This window comes from Kineococcus aurantiacus (assembly GCF_013409345.1).
GTDB lineage: Bacteria > Actinomycetota > Actinomycetes > Actinomycetales > Kineococcaceae > Kineococcus > Kineococcus aurantiacus.
Genome location: NZ_JACCBB010000001.1, coordinates 3163504 through 3184598 on the forward strand (window position 1 = coordinate 3163504; position 21095 = coordinate 3184598).

Genomic DNA, 21095 nt, shown 5'->3' on the forward strand with positions numbered 1-21095 from the left:
GGGCGGGGCGGGGTACGGATCGTTGTGACAACGCTCGCAGTCATCGCGAGCGTTGTCACAACGATCCGCCACCCTCGCGGCGGACCGGAGGCCTCAGACCCGCCCGATGGACCGCTCGAGCTCGCGGGTCCGGGCCTCCCGGCGCTGCAGGCGCGCGAACTCGCGGTCGCGGCGCTCGACGAGCACGGCGACGAGGAACCGCTCGGGGTCGGTGCCCGGCGGCGGGGCGGGGGAGACGTGGGGGAGGAACGCGTCGGCGAGCTGGACCCGCAGCGCCGCGCGGGACGCGGCGTTCAGGCTCGCGGTGCGGGCCAGGAACTGCCGGGCGGCCAGGACGGCCGGCTGGGGCAGGCGGCCGATGTCGGCCGTGCGGGCCCACCCGGCCAGCTCGGGGGGCATGGGCGGCAGCGGGACGTGCCGGGCGGCGGTGCGCTCGCGCACGACGTACGTCCCGGCGAGCAGGTCGCCGAACCGCTTGCCGCGCGGGTTCACCAGCGAGCAGAGGATGGCGGGGCTGCCGGCCAGGCCCCACAGCTCGAAGACGCCGAGGATCGCGCGCACCAGGCAGTGGCGGAACCGGACGGGCCCGCCGTCGTCGCGGACCGTGCGCAGCCCGGTGACGAGCTTGCCGACGGAGCGGCCCCGGGTGGCGGTCTCGACGGCCGTGGGGATGCCCACGAGGCACAGCACCGACAGGACGACGCCGAGGGCGGCCGTGGTGGCCTCGGTGCTGCGGTTGGTCAGGGCGGTGGCGCCGACGACGGCGGCGACGAACACGACGCCCACGACGAGCGCGTCGAGCAGGGCGGCCAGCAGGCGGGAGGCGAAGGAGGCGGCCCGCAGCCCCAGGACGACCGCCTCGCCGGTGACGATCTCGCCGACGGGTTCGGCGGGCGGTTCGGTCGGGGACAGGCTCACCGCCCCACCGTACCCAGGGCTACGGTGACGCCGTGGAACCGCACGGATCGTGGACCTCGCCCCTGCGGGCCGCCGACGTCGCCGCCTCCGGGCTGCGGCTGTCCGGGGTCGCCCTGGACGCCGACGGCACCGTGTGGTGGTCCGAGGGCCGCCCCGCCGAGGGGGGCCGCGTCGCGGTCCTGCACCGCGACCCCGGCGGCGGGGTCGTCGAGTGGGCCCCGTCGCTGGACGCCCGCACCCGCGTCCACGAGTACGGCGGCGGGTCGTGGGGCGTGCTGCCGGGCGGCGGGCTGGTGCTGGCCTCGGCCGCCGACCAGCGCTGGTTCCACGTCACCGCCTCCGGGGCCGCGCCGCAGCCCCTGGTGCCCGCCGACGGCGTCCGGTACGCCGACCCCGCCCCGTGGGGGCAGGGGGTCGTGCTGGTCGCCGAGGACGTCTCCGGCGAGGTGCCGCGCCGCGCCCTGGTCCACGTGCCCCTGGACGGGTCCGGGCCGCGGGAGCTGTTCGCGGGCCCGCGGTTCCTCGCGGCGCCGCGGGTGTCGCCGGACGGGACGCGGCTGGTGTGGATCAGCTGGGAGCACCCGGACATGCCGTGGCAGCGGACGCTGCTGTGGACGGCGGGGCTGCGCGACGGCGCGCTGGTCGACCCGCGCGTCCTGGCCGGGGCCGACCGGCGCGAGTCCCTCGTCCACCCGGGTTTCGCCCCGGACGGGACGGTGCTCGTCGTCAGCGACCGCAGCGGTTTCTGGAACCTGTACGAGGTGGGTGACTCGCTGCGGGCGGTGCACCCCGAGGACGCCGAGCAGGGTTTCCCGCCGTGGACGTTCGGGACGACGTCGTGGGCGGCCCTGGACGAGGACCGGGTCGCGCTGGTCCACGCCGCGGGCGTGGGGTACCGGCTGGACGTGGTGCACCGGCGCACGGGGGCGCTGACCGCGCTGGACCTGCCGTTCACGGCGTTCGCGGCCACCCTGGCCGCGGCCGGTGGGCGCGTCGCGGCGATCGCCGCCTCGCCCACGGCGCCGGCCGCCGTGGTGGTCGTCGACGGTCCCCGCCACGAGGTGGCGCGCGTCTCGGCGGCGGCCCCGGACCCGGCGTACCTGCCCGTCCCGCAGGCCCTGCGGGTGCCCAGCGGGGAGCGGACCGTGCACGCGCACCGCTACCCGCCGACGCACCCGGACCACCCCGCGCCGGGGCCTGCGCCGCACGTCCTGTTCGTGCACGGCGGGCCGACGGCGCAGTCGCAGGCCGCGTGCTCCCCGGAGGTCGCGTTCTTCACCTCGCGCGGCATCGGCGTGGTGGACGTGCAGTACGGCGGTTCGACGGGGTACGGGCGCGCCTACCGCGAGGCGCTGGACGGGAACTGGGGGGTCGTCGACGTCGAGGACTGCGCGGCCGTCGCGCGCTGGCTCGTCGCCGAGGGGCTCGCCCCGGCGGGGCGGGTGGGGATCCGCGGCGGCAGCGCGGGGGGTTTCACGGTGCTGGCCGCGCTGACGGGGACCGACGCGTTCTCCGCCGGGACGAGCTACTACGGCGTCGCGGACCTGCGGGCGCTGGCCGAGGACACCCACGACTTCGAGTCCCGGTACCTGGACTCCCTCGTGGGTCCCCTGCCGGAGGCGGCGGAGCTGTACGCCGAGCGCGCGCCGCTGAACCACGTCGACGGGCTGAACTGCCCCGTCCTGCTGCTGCAGGGCGCCGACGACCCGGTGGTCCCGCTGAACCAGGCCGAGGCGTTCGCCGACGCCCTGCGCCGCAAGGGTCTGCCGCACGCCCTGGTGGTGTTCCCGGGCGAGCAGCACGGTTTCCGGCGGGCCGAGAACGTCACCGCCTCGCTGGAGGCGGAGCTGTCGTTCTACGGGCAGGTGTGGGGTTTCGACCCGCCGGGGGTGCCGCGGCTCACCGTGCGCTGAGCAGTTCCAGCGTGTCGATGACGCGGTTGGAGAAACCCCACTCGTTGTCGTACCAGGCGACGACCTTGACGTGCCTGCCGTCGACGCGGGTCAGCGCGGAGTCGAAGATCGACGAGTGCGGGTTCCCGGTGATGTCGCTGGAGACCAGCGGCTCGTCGGAGAACTCCAGGACCCCCCGCAGCGCACCGGCGGCCGCGGTGCGGTAGGCCTCGACGACCTCCTCGCGGGTGACGTCGCGCGCCACCGTCGTGTTCAGCTCGACGATCGAGCCGACGGGGACGGGGACGCGGATGGAGTCGCCGGACAGCTTGCCGTCGAGCTGGGGCAGGACGAGGCCGATGGCCTTGGCGGCGCCCGTGCTCGTGGGGACGATGTTCACGCCGGCCGCGCGCGCCCGGCGGGGGTCGCGGTGCGGGCCGTCCTGCAGGTTCTGCTCCTGCGTGTAGGCGTGGACGGTCGTCATGAACCCGTGCTCGATGCCGGCGAGGTCGTCGAGGACCTTGGCCAGCGGGGCGAGGGCGTTGGTGGTGCAGGAGGCGTTGGAGACGACGACGTGGCGCTCGGCGTCGTAGGCGTCGGTGTTGACGCCGTAGGCGAGGGTGACGTCGGCCCCGTCGGCGGGTGCGGAGACGAGGACCTTGCGGGCACCGGCGGCCAGGTGGGCCTTGGCGGCGTCGGCGGAGGTGAACCGGCCGGTGGACTCCAGGACGAGGTCGACCCCGAGCTCGGCCCAGGGCAGGTTCGCGGGGTCGCGCTCGGCCAGGACGCGGACGGTCTGCCCGTTGACGACGAGGTTCGGGCCGTCGACCTCGACGGTGCCGTCGAACTTCCCGAGGGAGGAGTCGTAGCGCAGCAGGTGCGCGAGGGACTCGGGGGCGGTGAGGTCGTTGACGGCGACGACCTGCAGGTCGGTGTCGCGCGAGAGGAGGGCACGCAGGGTGTTGCGGCCGATGCGGCCGAACCCGTTGATGGCGATCCGTGTCATGCGTCGACTGTCGCGGGGTCGCGCGCCGGACGACAGTGGCGAGACCGCCACGGTCCGCAAGGATCCCGCCACCCTCCCTCTCGTCCCCCCGCGGTGATCAAGCACTTGTGGACAGGAGTGCTTGATCACGGGGGTGCTCGATCACGGGGGCGCTGGTGGACGACACCCGGCGTCGCGGGCTGAAGGGCCCGGCGGGTCAGCCCCGCAGGCCGGCCGCCGCGGCGGCCAGGTCGCGGACCCGGTCGAAGTCCCCGGCGCGCACGGCGTCGTCGGGCGTCAGCCAGCTCCCGCCGACGCACCCGACGTTCCCCAGCGCGAGGTAGTCCGGGGCGTTGGCCGCGGTGACGCCGCCGGTGGGGCAGAACCGCAGCCCGGGCAGCGGTGAGCGCAGAGCGGCCAGGAACGCGGCCCCGCCGGACTGCTCGGCGGGGAAGAACTTCAGCTCCGACACGCCCATCTCCAGGGCCTGCAGCGCCTCGGAGACCGTGGCGACCCCCGGCAGCAGCGGGACCCCGGCGTCGCGCGCGGCGGCCACCAGGGACGGGGTGGTCCCCGGGGAGACCACGAACCGGGCGCCGGCGCCGACGGCCGCGTGCACGTCCGCCGGGCGCACGCAGGTCCCGGCGCCGAGGTGGACGTCGGGGACCTCCGCGGCGATGCGCCGCAGGGACTCCAGGGCCGTGGGGGTGCGCAGGGTCAGCTCCAGGACGCCGACACCCCCGGCGAGCAGGGCCCGGGCCAGCGGCACGGCGCGGTCGGGGTCGTCGAGGACGACGACGGGGATGACGGGGGACAGGTCCAGGACGCTCACGTCCACCTCTTCGCGGTCGGGACGGGACGGGGTCAGGTGAGGGCGGGCACGTGCGCGGGACGGTCACCGCGGACGACGAGAGCCGCTGCGGCGCACCGGTGGCCGAAGCGCACGGCGTCGTCGGGGTCGGCGCCGCGGGACCGGGCGGCCAGGTACCCCGCGGCGAAGGCGTCCCCGGCGCCCACGGGTTCGACGACGTCGACGTCCAGGGCCGGGACGTGCCGGTCGGGTTCGCCCGGTTCCAGGACGAGGACCCCGTGCTCCTCCTGCTTCAGCAGCACCCGGCGGGCGTGGCCGAACCGCGCGCGCAGCCGGGCGGGGTCGTCCGTCCCGAACACCGCGCGCGCCTCGTCGGCGCCCAGCAGCAGCTCGTCGGCGGCCTCGGCCAGGGCGCGCAGCGGTGCGTCGTCGCGGCCCCGCCACAGGACGGGGCGGTGGTTCAGGTCGACCGACAGGGTCGCGCCCGCCGCCCGGGTGCGGCGGGCCAGCTCGGCGCAGAACCGCGCCGCGGAGTCCGACAGGCCCGGGGTGATCCCGCTGACGTGGACCGTGCCCGCCGAGGCCAGGACACCGGCGACGGCCGGTTCGTCGAGGAACTCCGGGGACAGGGCGGAGGCTGCGGACCCGCTGCGGTAGTAGTGCATCCGTGAACGCCGCGTCCCGTCGGCCGCGGTACCGGGGACCTTGACGTACAGGCCCGTGGGGCGGTCGGGGTCGGTGGCCACGGCGCTGACGTCGACGCCCGCGCTGCCGGCCAGCGCCCGGACGTGCTCGCCGAAACCGTCGTCGCCCAGCCGCGAGACCCAGGCGACGTCGATGCCGAGGTGGCCCAGGGTGAGGGCGACGTTGAGCTCGGCGCCGCCCACGGAACGCGTGAACGTGGCGGCCTCGGCCAGGGGGACGTCGTCGGTGGGCGTCAGGACGACCAGGGCCTCCCCGACGCAGACGACCCGGGAGGGCGTGGTGGTCTCCGTCGGCGGCACGGCCCGATGCTAGGTCCGTCGTGCGCGACTGCGCAACACCCGTTGCACGGTGTGCAACGCCTCGGTCAGCGGCGGCGCGCGCCGTCCACGAGGTCGATCGCGGCCCCCCGCCACCGCGGGTGGGTGAACGCGAAACCCGACTCGATCAGGCGGCCCGGGACGACGCGGCGGCTCTTCAGCAGCAGCTCGGTGTCGGTGCGCAGCACCAGCGCCCCCACCTCGGCCATGAGCCGGGTGGCGGGCAGGCCCGGCCGGTGCCCCCACGCGCGCCGCAGCGTGCGCATGAACTCCCGCTGCGGGACCGGGCCCGGCGCCGAGAGGTTCACGGGCCCGTCGAGGTCCTCGCGCTCCAGCAGGAACTCCACCGCGCGCACGAAGTCGTCCCCGTGGATCCACGACACGTACTGCCCGCCGCCCGCGACGGCACCGCCCAGACCCAGGCGCGCCATCCACGACAGGTAGTCGAAGATCCCGCCGCGGTCGGGCGTCATGACCATCGCCGTGCGCAGCGCGACCTTCCGGGTCGCGGGGGTGTCCGCCGCGGCCTGCGCCTCCTCCCAGCGCCGGGCGATCCGCACGCTGTACTCCCAGTACAGCGGGACGTCCGGTTCCTCCCCGCCCAGGACACCGCCCGCCTCGTCGTGGGGCAGGTCGTTCCCGCGGCTGCGGGAGTCGGCGTACACGGTGGCCGTGCTCATCTGCAGCCACGTCCGCGGCGGCCGCTGCGCGCGGCGGACCGCCTCGCCCACCGCCCGGGTGGACTCGACGCGCGAGTCCATCATCTGCCGCAGGTTCGCGTCGGTGTAGCGGCAGCTCACGGTGCGCCCGGCGAGGTTCACCACGGCGTCGGCGCCGTCGACCTCCCGCGCCCACGCGCCGACCGTCCGCCCGTCCCACACCACGTGCCGCACACCGGGTTCCAGCGTCACCGGGTGCCGGCTCAGCACGACCACCTCGTCGCCGCGGGCCGCCAGCGCCCGGCGCAGCACCCCACCGACCTGACCCGTCCCGCCCGGGAGCACGATCTTCACGTCCCGAGCCTAGGGCCCACCCCGGCCGGCGGGAGGTGGGTCTCCGGGGAGGTGCCGGAACCTCTGCCGCGCAACGAGAACGACCGGACGGCTCCCAGCGGCTCCGTGGCCCACCGCGTGACGAGGGCCGTGGTCGAGCACGGAGAGCCGTCAGGTTGACGTACGTGGTGCCGATGAGAGGTGTCGGCCCCGGGTGTCGAGCGCACGTGCCCCGGTGCCCCACCCCTCGTCGTACCGCTGGAACTCGAAAGGCACTGGAGTGAACCGACTGCGCGACCTGAACGTCGCCTCCAAGCTCTTCGCCGGCTTCGGCCTCGTCTGCCTGCTGCTGGCCGTGGTCGTCGGTCTGGGCAGCAACCGCCTGCTGGGCTCCCAGGCCAGCCTGCGGGAGGTCGCCGGGACCGGGCTGGCCTCCGTGCAGGACATCGGTCAGGTGCGGGCGGCCTTCCTCCAGATCCGCCTGGACGTCACGTCCGCCGCGCTGACCACCAACGACCAGCAGACCGCTCAGCAGCTGAGCACGCTGGCCGCCGACGACGAGGTGCTCGACGAGGCGCTGGCCGCGTACGCCGACTCCAACCCCCCGGTCACCGAGGAGGACTTCGCCGACCTGACCGACCTGGTGCAGCAGTACCGCACCGCCCGGGAGGGCCTCATCGCCGCGGCGAAGGCCCACGACACCGACGCCTACATCGCGGTGCGCAGCGCCACGGTGGCCCCCGTCGCCGAGAAGATCACCGAGCACCTGGAATCGATGCTGCAGGTGGAGCTGGACAACGCCGCCCGGATGGCCGACGAGGGCGACCGCGACGTGCGCCGCGCGGTGACGCTGCTGCTGGTCATCGGCGCCATCGCCCTGGTCGTGGCCGTCGTGGTCGCCGCCGTGGTCGCCCGCTCCATCTCCACCCCCCTGGCCCGCACCCTCACCGTCGTGCGCGGCCTGGCCGACGGCCGCCTGGACCAGCGCGTCGGCATCACCACCCGCGACGAGGTCGGCCAGCTGGCCGCCGCCGTGGACACCACCATGGACCGCCTGACCGACACCATGCGCCGCATCGCCGGCGAAGCGGTCACCCTGGCCGCCTCCAGCGAAGAACTGAACACCGTCGCCACCCAGCTGTCGTCGGGCGCCGAGGAAGCCGCCACCCAGGCCCAGGTCGTCTCCGCCGCCACCGAACAGATCTCGGCCAACATCGGCACCGTCGCCGCCGCCGGGGACCAGATGAGCTCAGCCATCCGCGAGATCGCCACCTCCACCGCCGACGCCTCGGCCACCGCCGCCAACGCCGTGGCCGCCGCCTCCACCGCCGGGGAGACCCTGGACCGCCTCTCGGCCTCCTCCCGCGAGATCGGCGACGTCGTCAAGCTCATCACCTCCATCGCCGAGCAGACCAACCTGCTCGCGTTGAACGCCACCATCGAAGCGGCCCGCGCCGGGGAGATGGGCAAGGGCTTCGCCGTGGTCGCCGGTGAAGTGAAGGAGCTGGCCCAGCAGACCGCCCGGGCCACGGAGGAGATCGTGGGGCGGGTCAACGCCACCCAGACCGACGCGGCCTCGGCGGCGGCGGCGATCACCGAGATCACCGAGGTCATCGCCCGCATCGACGGGCTGCAGGCCACCATCGCCGCGGCGGTGGAGGAGCAGTCCGCCACCACCAGCGAGATGGTCCGCAACGTCACCGAGGTCTCCACCGGCTCCCAGCAGATCGCGGTGAACATCTCCGGCATCGCCGCCTCGGCCGACCAGACCACCTCCGGGGCCACCCACACCGCCTCCACCGCCGGTGAGGTCTCCCGGGCCGCGGCCCAGCTGAACGACCTGGTCGCCTCCTTCACCCTGCCCCGCTGACCCCCAGCACCCGCGGCCGTCCTCGCCGGAGGCGCAGGAGTGCTTGATCACCGAAGTGCTTGATCACGGAGGGGGGCGACCTGCTCCAGCGCGCTGGAGCAGGTCGCCCCCCAGCACGTGCACCACCCCCGCCCAGCTGACCGTCCCGGCCCCCGTCGCCAGCGCCACGGCGGTGCCACCGGGGATCCGCGAGGTGGGCCTGACCGTCGGCGACGTTCGGGGCGGTGGGCGACGATGAGGGCCTGCTGGTGCTCGTCCCGCCCGGCCGGCCGTGGTTCCCCACCCGGGACGCGGTGGCCCGTCCCGGGGAGGTGCACGTGCAGCTGGCGGGGGTGCGCCCGGGGTCGGTGGCGGTGGGCCCGCTGGCGACCGTCACCGCCTGACCGCGCGCGCCGGTCAGCCCGCCCGCAGGTACCGGACCACCGCCTGCACCCGCCGGTGCGTCGTCTCGTCGTCGGTGAGGCCGAGCTTGGCGAAGATCCGCTGCGTGTGCTTCTCGACCCCGCCGAGGGTGACGTTCAGCGCCGCCGCGACGGCCGCGTTCGACCGGCCCTGCGCCATCAGCCCGAGCACCTCGAGCTCGCGGGGCGTCAGGTCGGCCAGCGGGTCCCGGCGCCGCCCCATGAGCTGGCGCACCACGAGCGGGTCGAGCACCGTCCCGCCACCGGCGACGGTCGTGACCGCCGTGAGGAACTCCTCCAGGTCGCTGACGCGGTCCTTCAGCAGGTAGCCCGTGCCCGCCTCGCCCGAGCCGGAGCCCAGGAGCTCGTCGGCGTAGGAGACCTCGACGTACTGCGACAGCACCAGCACCGCGGCGCCGGGCCACGACCGCCGCACCTCCACGGCCGCCCGCAACCCCTCGTCGGTGTGGGTGGGGGGCATCCGCACGTCGACGAGCGCCACGTCGGGACGTTCGCGCAGCACCGCCGCCACGAGGGCGGGACCGTCGCCGACGGCCGCGACGACCTCGTGCCCGGCGTCGCCGAGCACGAGCGCGATGCCCTCGCGCAGCAGCACCGAGTCGTCGGCCAGCACGACCCGCACGCTCAGCCCCTCTTCCCGTTGCCGTCGCTGCTGCCGTTGCCGTTGCCGTTGTCCGGCAGCGGGATCGAGGCGACCAGGCGCGTCGGGCCGCCGGTGGGGGAACTCACCGTCAGCGTCCCCTCCACCCCCGCCAGGCGCTGCTGCAGCCCGGCCAGCCCGCTGCCCTTGGCGACGTGGGCCCCGCCGACGCCGTCGTCGTCGACCGTGGCGACGAGGTGGCCGTCGCGGACGGTGACCCCCAGCGCGGTGCGGTGCGCGGCGGAGTGCTTGGCGACGTTCGTCAGGGCCTCGGCCACGGCGAAGTAGACCGCGGTCTCCACGTGCGGAGGCAGGTCCTCGGGGACGTCCAGCGTGCAGGTCGTGGGGATGGGGCTGCGCTGCAGCAGTTCCCCGAGGGCCGCGGCCAGGCCGCGGTCCACCAGCAGCGGCGGGGCGATGCCGCGGCTGAGCGCGCGCAGCTCCTCGGTGGTGCCCCGCGCCCGCACGAGGGCCTCGTCGAGGATCCGCCCGGCGCGGTCGGGGTCGGTGGTCAGCTGCCGGCGGGCGCGGCTGATGTCCAGCGCCAGCCGGACCACGCCCTGCTGGGGGCCGTCGTGCAGGTCCCGTTCGAGGCGGCGCAGCGACTGCGCCTCCGCGCCGCGGGCCGCGGCGCGGGAGTCCACGACGCGCTGCACGTCGGACTGCAGGCGGGCGCGGCTGCACAGCAGGACGTCGGCGACCCCGCCGTGCAGGGCCGCGCACCCGCGCAGCACCCACGGCAGCAGCAGCGTCGCGACGACGCCGATCCCCAGGTGCAGCAGCGACTCGGTGCGCTGGTCCGACCCCCAGCCCAGGAGCCCGGCGACGGTCGTGCCGCCCTCGGGCAGCCACTGCTGCCAGGACCAGTACGTCAGCCCGCCCAGGCACACCGCCCACCACGTCACGACCACGACGAACGCGACGGTGCCGGTCACGAAGGCCAGCAGGGCCCACGCCGCGTCGAACCACGACTGCGGGTCCTGCAGCGGGGTCAGCCAGCGGCGCACCCGCCCCGCGCCCGGCGCGGCGCGCAGGTAGGTGGGGGTGGGCGCGGCGCGGTGGAGGCGGTGGCGCAGCTGGTCGCGCTGCACGTGGGCCAGGCCCCGGGCGGCCAGGAGCGTCCCGGCCAGGACCGGCACGCCCACCCACAGCACGAGCAGCCCCGCCGCCAGCGACACGCCCGTGACGACCACGACCAGCCCCGCCACGCCCAGCCCGAGGCCGGAGACCACGAAGGCGTTGTCGTGGGCGAACCGCCGCAGCAGGGGCACCCGGGGACGGGGAGGGTTCTCGATCACGTGCCTCAGCTTCACAGCGGTGCCGTCCACGGGGCGAGCCTGCCAGCCCGACAGCCGGTGTCGGGCCAGCCCGACACCCCCCCCGCACCGGTCCGGCACCGGTCCGGCCCGCCCTACTCGGAGAACGTGTGCCGGTACTCCGTCGGCGACGTCCCCAGCACCCGGCCGAAGTGCAGCCGCAGGTTCGCCCCCGTGCCCAGCCCCACCCGGGCCGCGACCTGCTCGACCGACAGGTCGGTGCGTTCCAGCAGTTCGCGGGCGGCGTCGACGCGGGCCCGCAGCACCCACTGCATCGGGGTGTAACCGGTGTTCTCCACGAACCGGCGGGAGAACGTGCGCGCCGAGACGCTGGCGTGCTGGGCCAGGGCGTCCAGCGTGAGGGGTTCGGCCAGGTGGCGCAGGGCCCACTCGCGGGTCGCGGCGAACACCTCCCCGACGCCCTCGGGGACGCTGCGCGGGACGTACTGGGCCTGCCCGCCGCTGCGGTAGGGCGCCGCGACGAGCCGGCGCGCGACGTGGTTGGCGGCCCCGACGCCGTGGTCGCGCCGCAGCAGGTGCAGGCACAGGTCGATGCCCGAGGCGGCCCCCGCCGACGTCAGGACGTCGCCCTCGTCGACGAACAGGACGTTCTCGTCGACCCGCACGCGCGGGTGGCGCTGCGCGAGCGCGCGCGTGTAGTGCCAGTGCGTCGTGGCCCTCTTGCCGTCGAGCAGCCCCGTCGCGGCGAGCGCGAACGCGCCCGTGGAGATGGCCGCGACCCGGGCCCCGCGCCCGTGGGCGGCGCGCAGGGCCTGCACGACGGCGGCCGGGGGTTCGGTCGTGGCGGGTTCCCGGTAGCCGGGGATGAAGATCGTCTGGGCCCACGCGAACGTCTCCAGGCCCGAGTCGACGTGGTACGACAACCCCTCCCCGCCGCGCACGAGGCCCGGGGCCGCACCGCACACCCGCAGCTCGTACGGCATCGAGGGACGGTGGGAGAAGACCTGCGCCGGGATCCCGACGTCCAGGGGTTTCGCCCCGTCCAGGACGAGCACCGCGACCCTGTGCACCCCCGGAAGATAGCCTGACCGGCGTGGACGTCGACGCCTTCCGAGCGGTGCACGAGCACGAGTGGGCGCGGCTGCGCAGCCTCGTCGCGCGCCGCCACCTCGACGGCGCCGAGGCCGACGAGCTGGTCGCGCTCTACCAGCGCACCGCCACCCACCTGTCGGCGCTGCGCTCGGCCCAGCCCGAACCGGTGCTGCTGGACCAGCTCTCGACGCTGCTCGTGCGGGCCCGCGCCCGCCTGACCGGCTCCCGGTACACCGCGTGGCGGCAGGTCGTGCACTACACGACGCGCGGCCTGCCCGCGGCGCTGTGGCGGCTGCGGTGGTGGACGACGGGCGCCTTCGTGTTCACGGCCGTCCTGGCCGTCGCCTCGGGGGTGTGGGTGGCCGGGAACCCCGCGGTGCAGGCCAGCCTCTTCGGGTCCGACGAGAACATCCGCCAGCTCGTGTACTCCGACTTCGAGGGCTACTACTCCGAGTACAGCCACGCGGCGTTCGCGGGGCGGGTGTGGACGAACAACGCGTGGGTCGCCGCGACGTGCGTGGCGCTGGGCATCACCGGCGTCCCGGTGCTGGTGTCGCTGGCGTACAACGCCGTCAACGTGGGCCTGCAGGGCGGGCTGCTCGTCGAGCACGGCCGCGGGGAACTGTTCTTCGGGCTGATCCTGCCGCACGGGTTGCTGGAGCTGACCGCCGTGTTCGTCGCCGCCGGGGCCGGGCTGAAGCTGTTCTGGGCGTGGGTGTCCCCGGGCGCGCGGTCGCGCTCGCAGGCGCTGGCCACCGAGGGCCGGGCCATGGTCGGGGTGGCCCTGGGCCTGGTGGGCGTGCTGTTCGTCTCGGGGGTCATCGAGGGTTTCGTCACGCCCTCGGGCCTGCCGACGTGGGCGCGCATCGGGATCGGCGTGGTCGCCGAGGTCGCGTTCTGGAGCTACTGCTGGTTCCTGGGCCGCCCCGCCGCGGCGCAGGGGGAGACCGGCGACCTCGAGGCCCGCTACGCGGGGGACTCGGTGCCGGTCTCGGGCTGAGCGCCCGCGGCGGACCGCCGCACCAGACCCGCCCGGAACCCCTCCAGGACCGCCGGGTCCGCGGCGCCGGCCACCACGACCAGGCACGTCCCCCCACCGGGGTGCAGCAGCGGCGTGGGCCCGCCGGGCAGGGTCCCCTCCAGCAGGGCGCGGCCCACCGCGTGCACCTGCCCGGCGCTGCCGTGCAGCCCGTCGTGCCCCACGGGCCGGGCCAGCGCCCGGGCGAGCCCGTCGCCGGGGGCCCCGAACACCGGCCCGTCCAGGTGCAGGGGCGCGGTGACGAGGTCGGCCACGAGGGAGTCCAGGCCCTGACCCGTCGCGTCCTCCAGCAGCGCGCCCAGGACGACCAGACCCACCGCGGACCGGCGCACGACCTGCCCGGGGGAGGTGACCAGCGGGGTGTCCAGCACCCGTTGCAGCTTCTGCGCCGGGCGCAGGTCGTCGCGGCCCGCCACGGACGACGTCGCCGGCAGCCCCGAGGTGTGGTCCAGGAGCTGGCGCAGGGTGAAACCCCGCTCCGTCGGGCGGTCCAGGTCGACCGCGCCGACGTCGGCGAGCGCGTGCGCGGCGGTCGCCGTGAACACCTCGGTGAGCGGGCCCAGACCGACCACGGAGGTGGGGGTGAGGTTCCCCGCGGCGGCCTGCTCGACGCGGCCGTCCGCGGTGGAGGACACCGCCACGACCCCCGGGAACAGGCCCCCGCGCACCGCCCGCTCCAGCTCCCCGGCGAGGGTCACCGCCGCTCCAGCCGGGTCACGACGACCCCGTTGGCGAACTGCTCCCGCTCCACCACGTCGAACGCCGTGGGGGAGAAGGTGCCCGCGACGACGGGCACCCCCGCGCCGGCCAGCACCGGGTAGGTCTTCAGGACCAGCTCGTCGATCTCCCCGAGCAGCGCCCCGGCCAGGGCGCCCCCGCCGCACAGCCACACGTCCAGCCCGGACCGGGCCTTCAGCTCCCGCACGAGGGCGACGGGGTCGTGGGCCAGGTGCACGTCGGGGTGCGGCGCCGCGGGCAGGCTGCGGGAGACGACGTGCTGCTCCAGGTGCGCGTACGGGCTCGGCGCCGACGGCAGGCCCACGCGGTAGGTGGCCAGCCCCATGAGGACGGTGTCGAACCGCCGGTTCGGCGCGTCGACCCCGAGGGGGCCGCGGAAGGCCGTGGGGACCGTCTCGGGGTAGTGGCTGGCCGTCCACCCCAGGTACTCGGCGAGCGCGTCCCCCTCGCCCTGGGGGAAGAAGTCGAACTCCCCGCCCGGGCCGGCGGTGAAGCCGTCGAGCGTGGTGCCCACGTAGTACACGAGTCGTCTCACCCGGCCCAGCCAAGCGGGCCCGGCGCCGGCGGTGCAACCGGGCCCGGTCAGCTCGCCAGGGAGGGCCGGCGCAGGGAACCCAGCAGCTCGGCCGCCGGGGCGGGGCGGGCGAACCGGTAGCCCTGGGCGAGGGTGGCGCCGTAGGAGGCCAGGACCCGGGTCTGCGCGTCGTCCTCCACGCCCTCGGCGACGACGTCGATGCCCAGGGCCTGGCCGATGCCCAGCACGGCGCGCACGACGGCGTCGCAGCTGGGGTCGCGGCCCAGGCCGGCGACGAACTGCAGGTCGATCTTCAGCAGGTCCACGGGCAGCTCGGTGAGCCGGGCCAGACCCGAGTAGCCGGTGCCGAGGTCGTCGATGGCGATGCGGACCCCGCGCCGGCGCAGGGCCTGCAGCTCCCCGCGCAGGGCGTCGGTGATGCGGGTCGTGTGGGTCTCGGTGAGCTCCAGGACGAGCAGCCCCGCGGACAGGCCCGTCTCGGCCAGGGTCCGGTCGACCTGGTCGACGAGCGACCCGCCGAGCTGCTCGGCCGAGACGTTGACGTGGACGGCGGGGGCGTCGGCGCCCAGCGCGCGCTCCCACGAGGCGGCCACGGCGCACGAGGCCCGCAGCACGAACTCGCCCACGGCGGGCATCAGCGGGGACGCCTCCAGCACGTCGAGGAACGCGCCGGGGGCCAGCACGGTGCCGTCGGCCCGGCGCCAGCGCAGCAGGGTCTCCACGGCCTCGACGCGACCTGAACCGAGCTCCACGATGGGCTGGCCGAACATCTCGAACTCGCCGTCGGCCACGGCCCGGGCCAGTTCGGGCAGGAGGCGCTCGGCGCGTTCGAGGCGCTCGCGGTCGCGGTGGTCGTAGGCGTAGGCGCGGTTCTTGCCGGCGCGCTTGGCCGCGTACATGGCCAGATCGGCGTTCTGCAGCAGCCGGTCCAGCGTCCCGGGGTCCGCGTCGGCGGCGCGGTGGACGGCGCTGCCGATGCTGGCGCCGACGCTGAACGTCCCGGTGCCCAGCACGACGGGTTCGCGGACGGCGGCCAGCAGGCGGCGGGCCAGGTGCTCCAGGCCCTCGTCGTCGGTGTCGGGGCAGACCACGGCGAACTCGTCGCCGCCCAGGCGCGCCACGGTGTCCCCGCCCCGGCACAGGCCCGACAGGCGGTGGGCGACCTCGCGCAGCACGTCGTCGCCGCAGGCGTGGCCGGCGGTGTCGTTGACGGCCTTGAACCCGTCGAGGTCCAGGAGCAGGACGCCGACGCGCCGGCCGTCGCCCCCACCGGCCCGCAGGGCGCGGGCGAGCCGCTCGCGCAGCAGGGCCCGGTTCGGCAGCCCCGTCAGGGCGTCGTGCATGGCCTGGTGGACGAGGGCCTGCTCGGCCTCCTTGCGGGCGGTGACGTCCTCGACGAGGCACAACAGGTACGGCTCGACGCCGGCGGGGCTGACGCGGCTGACGTTGGTGCGGCCCCAGCCGGTGCCGCCGTCGGCGTGCACGTAGCGGTGCTCGAACTGCGCCTCGTCGTCCGCGCCGGCCAGCAGCGGGGCCAGGTGGGCGCTGAACTCCTCGCGGTCCTGCGCCGGGACGAGGGCGTGGACGTCCAGGACGCCGAGCTCCTCGGGCAGCAGGCCGGTGAACTCCGTCATGGTGGCGTTGACCTGCAGGATGCGGCCGGCCACCTCCCCGAGGCCGACGATCAGCATGCCCACGGGGGCGGTGTCGAAGGCCGCGCGGAAACGGGTCTCGGAGTCGGCCAGGCGCGCCTGGGTGGTGACCTGCTCGGTGACGTCGGTGCCCACGGCGAGGGAGCCGGTGCGCCGGCCGTCCGCGTCCACCAGCCAGCTGGTGGTCAGGGCGAACTGCCGGCGCTCGCCGTCGGCGCGCACGAGCGTCCACTGCTGGGTGACGGCCGCGCCCGCCGGGTCCAGGGGGTGGGTGAAGACGCCGGGGCCCGGGGCGATGCCCAGCGCGGCGGCGCGCTCGGCGACCTCGGCGGGGTCGTGCAGCAGCTCGACGCTGCGTCCCAGGACGTCCGCGGGGGCGTGGCCCAGCAGCCGCCGGGCCCCCTCGTTGAACACGGTGACGTCGCCGTGCAGGTCGATGGCGACGATGAGCTGCTCGGTCGCGCCGGACAGGATCCCGGCGTAGAGGTCGCGGGTGCGGGCGACCCGGGCGGCCGCGGCGCGGTTGTCGGTGACGTCGTGGAAGGCGATGAGGGCGCCCTCGGACCAGTTCGCGCCCTCGTTGCGCGGCAGCCGGCGGCCGGTGACGTTGACGGTGCGGGTGGTCCCGTCGAGGGTGCTGCGGAAGGTGAAGTCGGTGGACTCGACGCTCTCGCCGCCCAGGACGCGCGCCAGCGGCAGCCGGGCGCCGGCCACGGGGTCCCCGGCCGCGTCGAGGATCTCGACGAACTCCCCGAAGCGTTCCACCGGGGTGCCCGGCGGCAGCGTCGGGTAGATGCCCAGCGCCGAGCTGTTCGCCATGAGCAGCGCGCCGCCGGCGGTGTAGACGGACATGCCGTCGCTGCTGGCGTCGAACACCGTGCGCAGCAGGTCCGCCTGGCGCTCGGCCTCGCCCCGGGCCGTGAGCAGGGACGTCACGAGCTGGGCACGCTCCTGGCGGTGCAGCACCAGGACCAGCGTCACCACCGACGTGAGCAGGACGAAGAGCTGGACGCCGACGAGCCGCTGCAGCGGGGGAGCCGTCGCGAACATGCCGACGCCGTGCAGGGCGAGGACGGCGTGCAGCAGGTCGACGAGCAGCGCGTTGGCGGCGGCCACCCGCGCGGGGAACCGGCTGCCGGCCCAGAAGGAGACGGCGACGACGAGGAACGACAGGGAGTGCAGGTGCTCGACGTCGAAGACCCACGCGAAGACCGCCGCCGACCCGGCGTTGACCGCGACGACCTCCAGCCAGCCGGCGCCGGGCGCGCGGCGGGTGGTGCGGTCGGCCAGCAGCAGGCACAGGCCCGCGACGGTCAGGGTGGCGGTGCCGCCCGTGACGGTCGTCAGGAACGTCACCGGCAGCGGGGTGCCCAGCAGGGAGGCGCGCGGCCAGGCCGTCACGAGCGCGCCCGCGGCCGAGCCGCCGACGGCGGCGCCCACGAGCGCCCACGCGTCCTCGCGCTGGGTCATCCGGGTGACGCCCGGGCGCCAGCGGTGGAACAGCGCGCAGGCGACCCACGTCTGCACCAGGTCACCGACCGCGAGGGCCGCCGCGACCCCCGTCGGCACCCCTGTCAGGGTGTCGACGAGGGCGCTGAGGGCGAGGACGCCGGCGCCGGCGACGAGGCGCCGGACCCGGTGCGCCCAGGACGCGCCCACCCAGACGGCGGCGACGGCGGCGGCGGGCCAGAAGGCGGCGAGGGGGCTGCCGTCGACGCGCGCGGCGCGGCCCAGGAGCAGCGCGGCGGTGTACGCGAGCGCGAACCCGACGGTGGGCAGCACGGGGTGCGCCCTGAGCGTCGCGACCGTCCTCCCCACCGTCTAGGTGTCGGCGGCGGCCTGGGGGGCTTGAGCCGGGCGGGACCAGGTGTCCCACAGCCGGGCGTACCGGCCCCCCGACCGGAGGAGTTCGGCGTGGGTGCCGAGCTCGGCGATCCGGCCCCCGGCCACGACCGCGATCCGGTCGCACGCGGCGGCCTGGCTGAGCCGGTGCGCCACCACGAGGGCGGTCCGGCCCCGCACGAGGGCCGCGGCGGACAGCTCCAGGTCCCGCGCCCCGGCGCTGCCGGCCTCGGCGGTCGCTTCGTCGAGCACGACGACGGGCGGGTCGCGCAGGACGAGGCGGGCCAGGGCCAGCTGCTGGGCGCGGGCCGGGGACAGCGCCAGCTCACCGGGGCCGACGCGGGTGCCGAGGCCGTCGGGCAGCGCGCTGACCCAGTCGTCGCCGCCGACGACGCGCAGCGCGGCGTGCACGTCCTCGTCGGTGGCGCCGGGGCGGGCCAGGGTGAGGTCGTCGCGCAGGGTGCCGGTGAAGACGTGGGACTCCTGGGCGATGACGCCGACGCGTTCGCGCACCGACCCCGCGTCGAGGTCGGCGAGGGCCACCGGCTCCCCGTCCGGCTCCCCGACCAGCTCGACGGTCCCGCCGGTGGGGGGGAAGACCCCGCCGACGATCGCGGCGAGGGTCGTCTTGCCGGCCCCGCTCTCCCCGACGACGGCCAGCGACGTGCCGGCGGGGACGTCGAGGTCGATGCCGCGCAGCACCGGGGCGGCGGTGGGGTCGTCGGAGTAGCGGTGCGTCAGGCCCCGGACGCGGACCCCGACGCGGGACCGGGGTGCGCGCGCCAGGACGGCCGGGTCGGGGGCGGGGTCCTCGGGCAGGTCGACGACCCCCACGAGCCGGTTCAGCGCGGCCGCGGCGCGGGACACCTCGTCGAAGGACAGCAGCAGCACGCCCAGCGGCCCGAAGAGGCGGTGGAACAGCAGGGCGGCGGCGGTGACGGCGCCGACGGTGACGGCATCGGCGCGCACGAGCCAGAACCCGGTGGCCAGCAGCGCGGACAGCCCGACGGCCTCGGCGGCGTTCATGGACATGGAGAACCGGGCGAAGACGCGCAGCGCGGCCCGGGAGGCCCCGACCGTGCGCCGCGAGGCGGCCCGCACGCGCTCACCCTGCAGGGGGGCCATGCGGTAGGCGTGCACGGTCGAGGCGCCGTGCAGCGACTGCAGGAACACCTGCGAGCGCTGGGCCGCGACGGCGCGCTCGGTGGCGTACAGGGGCCCGGCCTTCGGCAGGTACCAGCGCAGGCTGGCGACGTGGACGGGGAAGACGGCGCAGAAGGCCAGGGCCAGCCGCCAGTCCAGGGACAGGAACCCCACCGCGGACAGTGCGACGGTGACCACGGAGGTCAGGACGTTCGCGGCGAGCTGGACGGAGCTGGTGAACAGCTCGACGTCCTCGGTGACGCGGGAGGCGACGTCGCCGGAACCGGCCCGTTCCAGGACGCGGGGGTCCATCCGCAGCGACCGGTCGACGACGCGCTCGCGCAGGTCGGCGGCCACGGAGGCCCCGAGGCGCTCGGCGTCGCGGCGGGCCAGGGCCGTGGTGAGGGCGGTGAGGACGGCCACGACGGACAGCTGCACGAGCAGCGGGGTCAGCCCGTCCCCGGCCCGGACGACGTCGACGGCCCGGCCCAGCAGCAGCGGCAGCGCGACGGTCCCGGCGCTGGACAGGACCGTGGTGGTCAGGGCCGCGGCGAGCTCGCCGGGGTGGGCGCGGGCGGTCCGCCACAGGACGGCCGCGCTGCGGCGGCCGGGCGCGACGGGCAGGGCCCCGGTCGGGGTCCCGGTCGGGGTCCCGGGCGCGGTGAGGGGGGCCGGCGCGCTCACCGGGTCACCGCCGCGGCGTACTCGGCGCCGAGCTCGGGGTCCTCGAGCAGCTCGGCGTGGGTGCCGGTGGCGTGCCGGCCCCGCCCGGTGAGCAGGACGACGCGGTCGCAGCGCGACAGCAGCAGCGGGGACGTAGTGATGAGCACGGTCGTCCCGGCCCCCGCCCGCAGCCGGCGGACACCGGCGGCCACGCGGTCCTCGGTCACCGCGTCCAGCGCGGTCGTGGGGTCGCGCAGCACGAGCACCTCCGGGTCGGTGGCCAGGGCCCGGGCCAGGCCGATGCGCTGGCGCTGACCGCCGGACAGGTTCGTGCCGCCGTCGGCCAGGGGGGTCTGCAGCGCGGTGGGCGCGGCGGCCGCGGCCAGCGCGTCGGCCAGGGCGACCCCGCGTCCGGCCGCGACCGGGCCGGTGTCGAGGGCGTCGGCGAGGGTCTCGCCCAGCAGGTGCGTCGGGGACGGCTCCACGAGGGTGCCCGCCCCGGCGAACCCGGCGGTGACGGCGTCGGCGGTGGCGGTGTCGGTCGTGACGACCCCCAGCACCTCCCCGGCCCGCGGGCGCAGCTGCGCGGCGTGCGGGCGCTGGACCTCGGCGCGCGGGGGCGGCGGCGTCAGCAGCGCGGCGACCCGGCGGGCGCTGGCGCGGGAGACGGCGAGCTGCTGCACGCAGGCGCTGACGTTGCGCACCGGGTCGGCCAGGAAGCTGGCCATGCCCACGACGGTGACGAACTCCCCGAGGTCCAGGCGCCCGCGGGCGACGAAGGCGCCGGCGACGGCGGCCGTCGCGACGAGGACGGCGCCGGTGGCCAGGGTGCTGACGCCGACGACGACCGACGTGGCACCCGCGGCCCCCACGGCGGCGCGCCGGGAAACGGAGCTGGCCAGGTGGTAGCGGCGGACGGCCTCGGGGACGCCGCCGAACCCGCGCAGCGGCCGCAGCCCGGCGAGCAGGTCCGCGGCGACGGCGGCGGCCAGGCCCGCGCTGCGCTGCCGGTCGTGCACGCGGCGCTCCAGGCGCGGGGCCAGGGCCTGCAGCCCCAGCACGACGACGGGGACGGCCACCAGCAGGCCCAGGCCCAGGGCGAGGTCGATGCGCAGCAGCACCGCGGCGGCCACGACCATCCCGAAGCAGCCGGAGGCCAGGAAGCTGACCAGGCCCAGGGCCTCGGCGGTGTGCCGGGTGTCGGAGGTGGCCACCGACAGCGCCTCGCCGACCTGCCGGTCCCGCAGCGCGGCCGGGTCGTCGAGGACGGCGCGGGTGACGGCGGTGCGCAGCAGGTGCGCCTCCTCGAACTGCGCGACGTCCACGGTCCAGAACGCGAACGTCCCGGCGGTGCTCAGGACGGCGAACAGGACCAGGACGCCCACGACCGACAGGACGATCGCGCGGACGTCGCCGGTGCCGACGGCCCGGTCGACGGCCAGGCCGATGGCGACGGGCACGAGCGCCTCGCAGGTCTGGTGGACCATCGAGGACCCGCAGCCGACGGCGACGGCCCGCCGGTGCCTGCGCAGGACGTCGAGGACGGGACGGGGAGACACGTG

The 21095-nt window shown here is 76.2% G+C and carries 17 protein-coding genes; 4 read left to right on the forward strand and 13 right to left on the reverse strand.

The window, feature by feature from the left end; all coding sequences use genetic code 11:
• Positions 1-93: 93 nt before the first annotated feature.
• Positions 94-918, reverse strand: coding sequence for an RDD family protein (locus BJ968_RS15300; RefSeq protein ID WP_218885083.1), 825 nt, complete (start codon positions 916-918; stop codon positions 94-96).
• A gap of 32 nt (positions 919-950) precedes the next feature.
• Between BJ968_RS15300 and BJ968_RS15305 the strand changes: the two genes are divergently transcribed.
• Positions 951-2831 carry a prolyl oligopeptidase family serine peptidase gene (locus tag BJ968_RS15305; protein WP_179753270.1) on the forward strand — a complete coding sequence of 627 codons (1881 nt, stop codon included), beginning with the start codon at positions 951-953 and terminating at the stop codon, positions 2829-2831.
• Here the strand turns inward: BJ968_RS15305 and gap are convergent.
• From gap to BJ968_RS15325, 4 genes are all read right to left on the reverse strand, one after another.
• Positions 2818-3816 (reverse strand): type I glyceraldehyde-3-phosphate dehydrogenase, encoded by a 999-nt coding sequence (gene gap / locus BJ968_RS15310; protein WP_179753271.1) that lies wholly within the window; start codon positions 3814-3816, stop codon positions 2818-2820. The genes BJ968_RS15305 and gap overlap by 14 nt on opposite strands.
• A 196-nt stretch (positions 3817-4012) precedes the next feature.
• Positions 4013-4627 carry a bifunctional 4-hydroxy-2-oxoglutarate aldolase/2-dehydro-3-deoxy-phosphogluconate aldolase gene (gene eda / locus BJ968_RS15315; protein WP_179753273.1) on the reverse strand — a complete coding sequence of 205 codons (615 nt, stop codon included), beginning with the start codon at positions 4625-4627 and terminating at the stop codon, positions 4013-4015.
• 32 nt (positions 4628-4659) lie between these two features.
• A complete protein-coding gene (locus BJ968_RS15320) occupies positions 4660-5610 on the reverse strand; it encodes a PfkB family carbohydrate kinase (RefSeq protein WP_179753274.1) in 951 nt (316 codons plus the stop codon).
• A gap of 65 nt (positions 5611-5675) precedes the next feature.
• Positions 5676-6641, reverse strand: a complete 966-nt coding sequence (locus tag BJ968_RS15325; protein ID WP_179753275.1) for a DUF1731 domain-containing protein — start codon at positions 6639-6641, stop codon at positions 5676-5678.
• Positions 6642-6900: 259 nt separating this feature from the next.
• Here BJ968_RS15325 and BJ968_RS15330 point away from each other — a divergent pair, with 259 nt between their 5' ends.
• Both BJ968_RS15330 and BJ968_RS15335 read left to right on the forward strand, forming a co-directional pair.
• Positions 6901-8490, forward strand: a complete 1590-nt coding sequence (locus BJ968_RS15330; RefSeq protein ID WP_179753277.1) for a methyl-accepting chemotaxis protein — start codon at positions 6901-6903, stop codon at positions 8488-8490.
• A 224-nt stretch (positions 8491-8714) separates the two neighbouring features.
• Entirely contained in the window at positions 8715-8873 is a 159-nt protein-coding gene (locus BJ968_RS15335; RefSeq protein WP_179753278.1) for a hypothetical protein, read from the forward strand.
• A gap of 13 nt (positions 8874-8886) precedes the next feature.
• On the opposite strand, the gene BJ968_RS15340 is transcribed toward BJ968_RS15335, so the two are convergent.
• From BJ968_RS15340 to BJ968_RS26750, 3 genes are all read right to left on the reverse strand, one after another.
• The gene (locus tag BJ968_RS15340; RefSeq protein ID WP_179753280.1) at positions 8887-9534 is read right to left on the reverse strand and encodes a response regulator; all 648 of its coding nucleotides are present in this window, start codon (positions 9532-9534) and stop codon (positions 8887-8889) included.
• 2 nt (positions 9535-9536) lie between these two features.
• Positions 9537-10850 carry a sensor domain-containing protein gene (locus BJ968_RS15345; protein WP_179753281.1) on the reverse strand — a complete coding sequence of 438 codons (1314 nt, stop codon included), beginning with the start codon at positions 10848-10850 and terminating at the stop codon, positions 9537-9539.
• 113 nt (positions 10851-10963) lie between these two features.
• Positions 10964-11899: a DJ-1/PfpI family protein gene (locus BJ968_RS26750; protein ID WP_218885084.1), complete on the reverse strand. Its 936-nt coding sequence runs from the start codon at positions 11897-11899 to the stop codon at positions 10964-10966.
• 23 nt (positions 11900-11922) lie between these two features.
• Here BJ968_RS26750 and BJ968_RS15355 point away from each other — a divergent pair, with 23 nt between their 5' ends.
• Positions 11923-12921, forward strand: a complete 999-nt coding sequence (locus BJ968_RS15355) for a stage II sporulation protein M (RefSeq protein ID WP_179753283.1) — start codon at positions 11923-11925, stop codon at positions 12919-12921.
• Here the strand turns inward: BJ968_RS15355 and BJ968_RS15360 are convergent.
• The 5 genes from BJ968_RS15360 to BJ968_RS25805 are packed head-to-tail and all read right to left on the reverse strand — an operon-like array spanning position 12888 to position 21092.
• Positions 12888-13658, reverse strand: coding sequence for a serine hydrolase (locus tag BJ968_RS15360; protein ID WP_179753285.1), 771 nt, complete (start codon positions 13656-13658; stop codon positions 12888-12890). The two genes, BJ968_RS15355 and BJ968_RS15360, sit on opposite strands and share 34 nt — an antisense overlap.
• On the reverse strand, positions 13655-14233 hold the full coding sequence (locus BJ968_RS26755) for a dihydrofolate reductase family protein (protein WP_179753286.1): 579 nt from the start codon (positions 14231-14233) through the stop codon (positions 13655-13657). Before BJ968_RS26755 ends, BJ968_RS15360 begins: the two co-directional genes overlap by 4 nt.
• 47 nt (positions 14234-14280) lie before the next feature.
• The gene (locus tag BJ968_RS15370) at positions 14281-17667 is read right to left on the reverse strand and encodes an EAL domain-containing protein (RefSeq protein WP_179753288.1); all 3387 of its coding nucleotides are present in this window, start codon (positions 17665-17667) and stop codon (positions 14281-14283) included.
• A gap of 39 nt (positions 17668-17706) precedes the next feature.
• A complete protein-coding gene (locus BJ968_RS15375) occupies positions 17707-19554 on the reverse strand; it encodes an ABC transporter transmembrane domain-containing protein (RefSeq protein WP_179753290.1) in 1848 nt (615 codons plus the stop codon).
• Positions 19551-21092 (reverse strand): ABC transporter transmembrane domain-containing protein, encoded by a 1542-nt coding sequence (locus tag BJ968_RS25805; RefSeq protein WP_179753292.1) that lies wholly within the window; start codon positions 21090-21092, stop codon positions 19551-19553. The genes BJ968_RS15375 and BJ968_RS25805 overlap by 4 nt, the downstream gene beginning before the upstream one ends.
• Between the last annotated feature and the right edge of the window lie 3 nt (positions 21093-21095).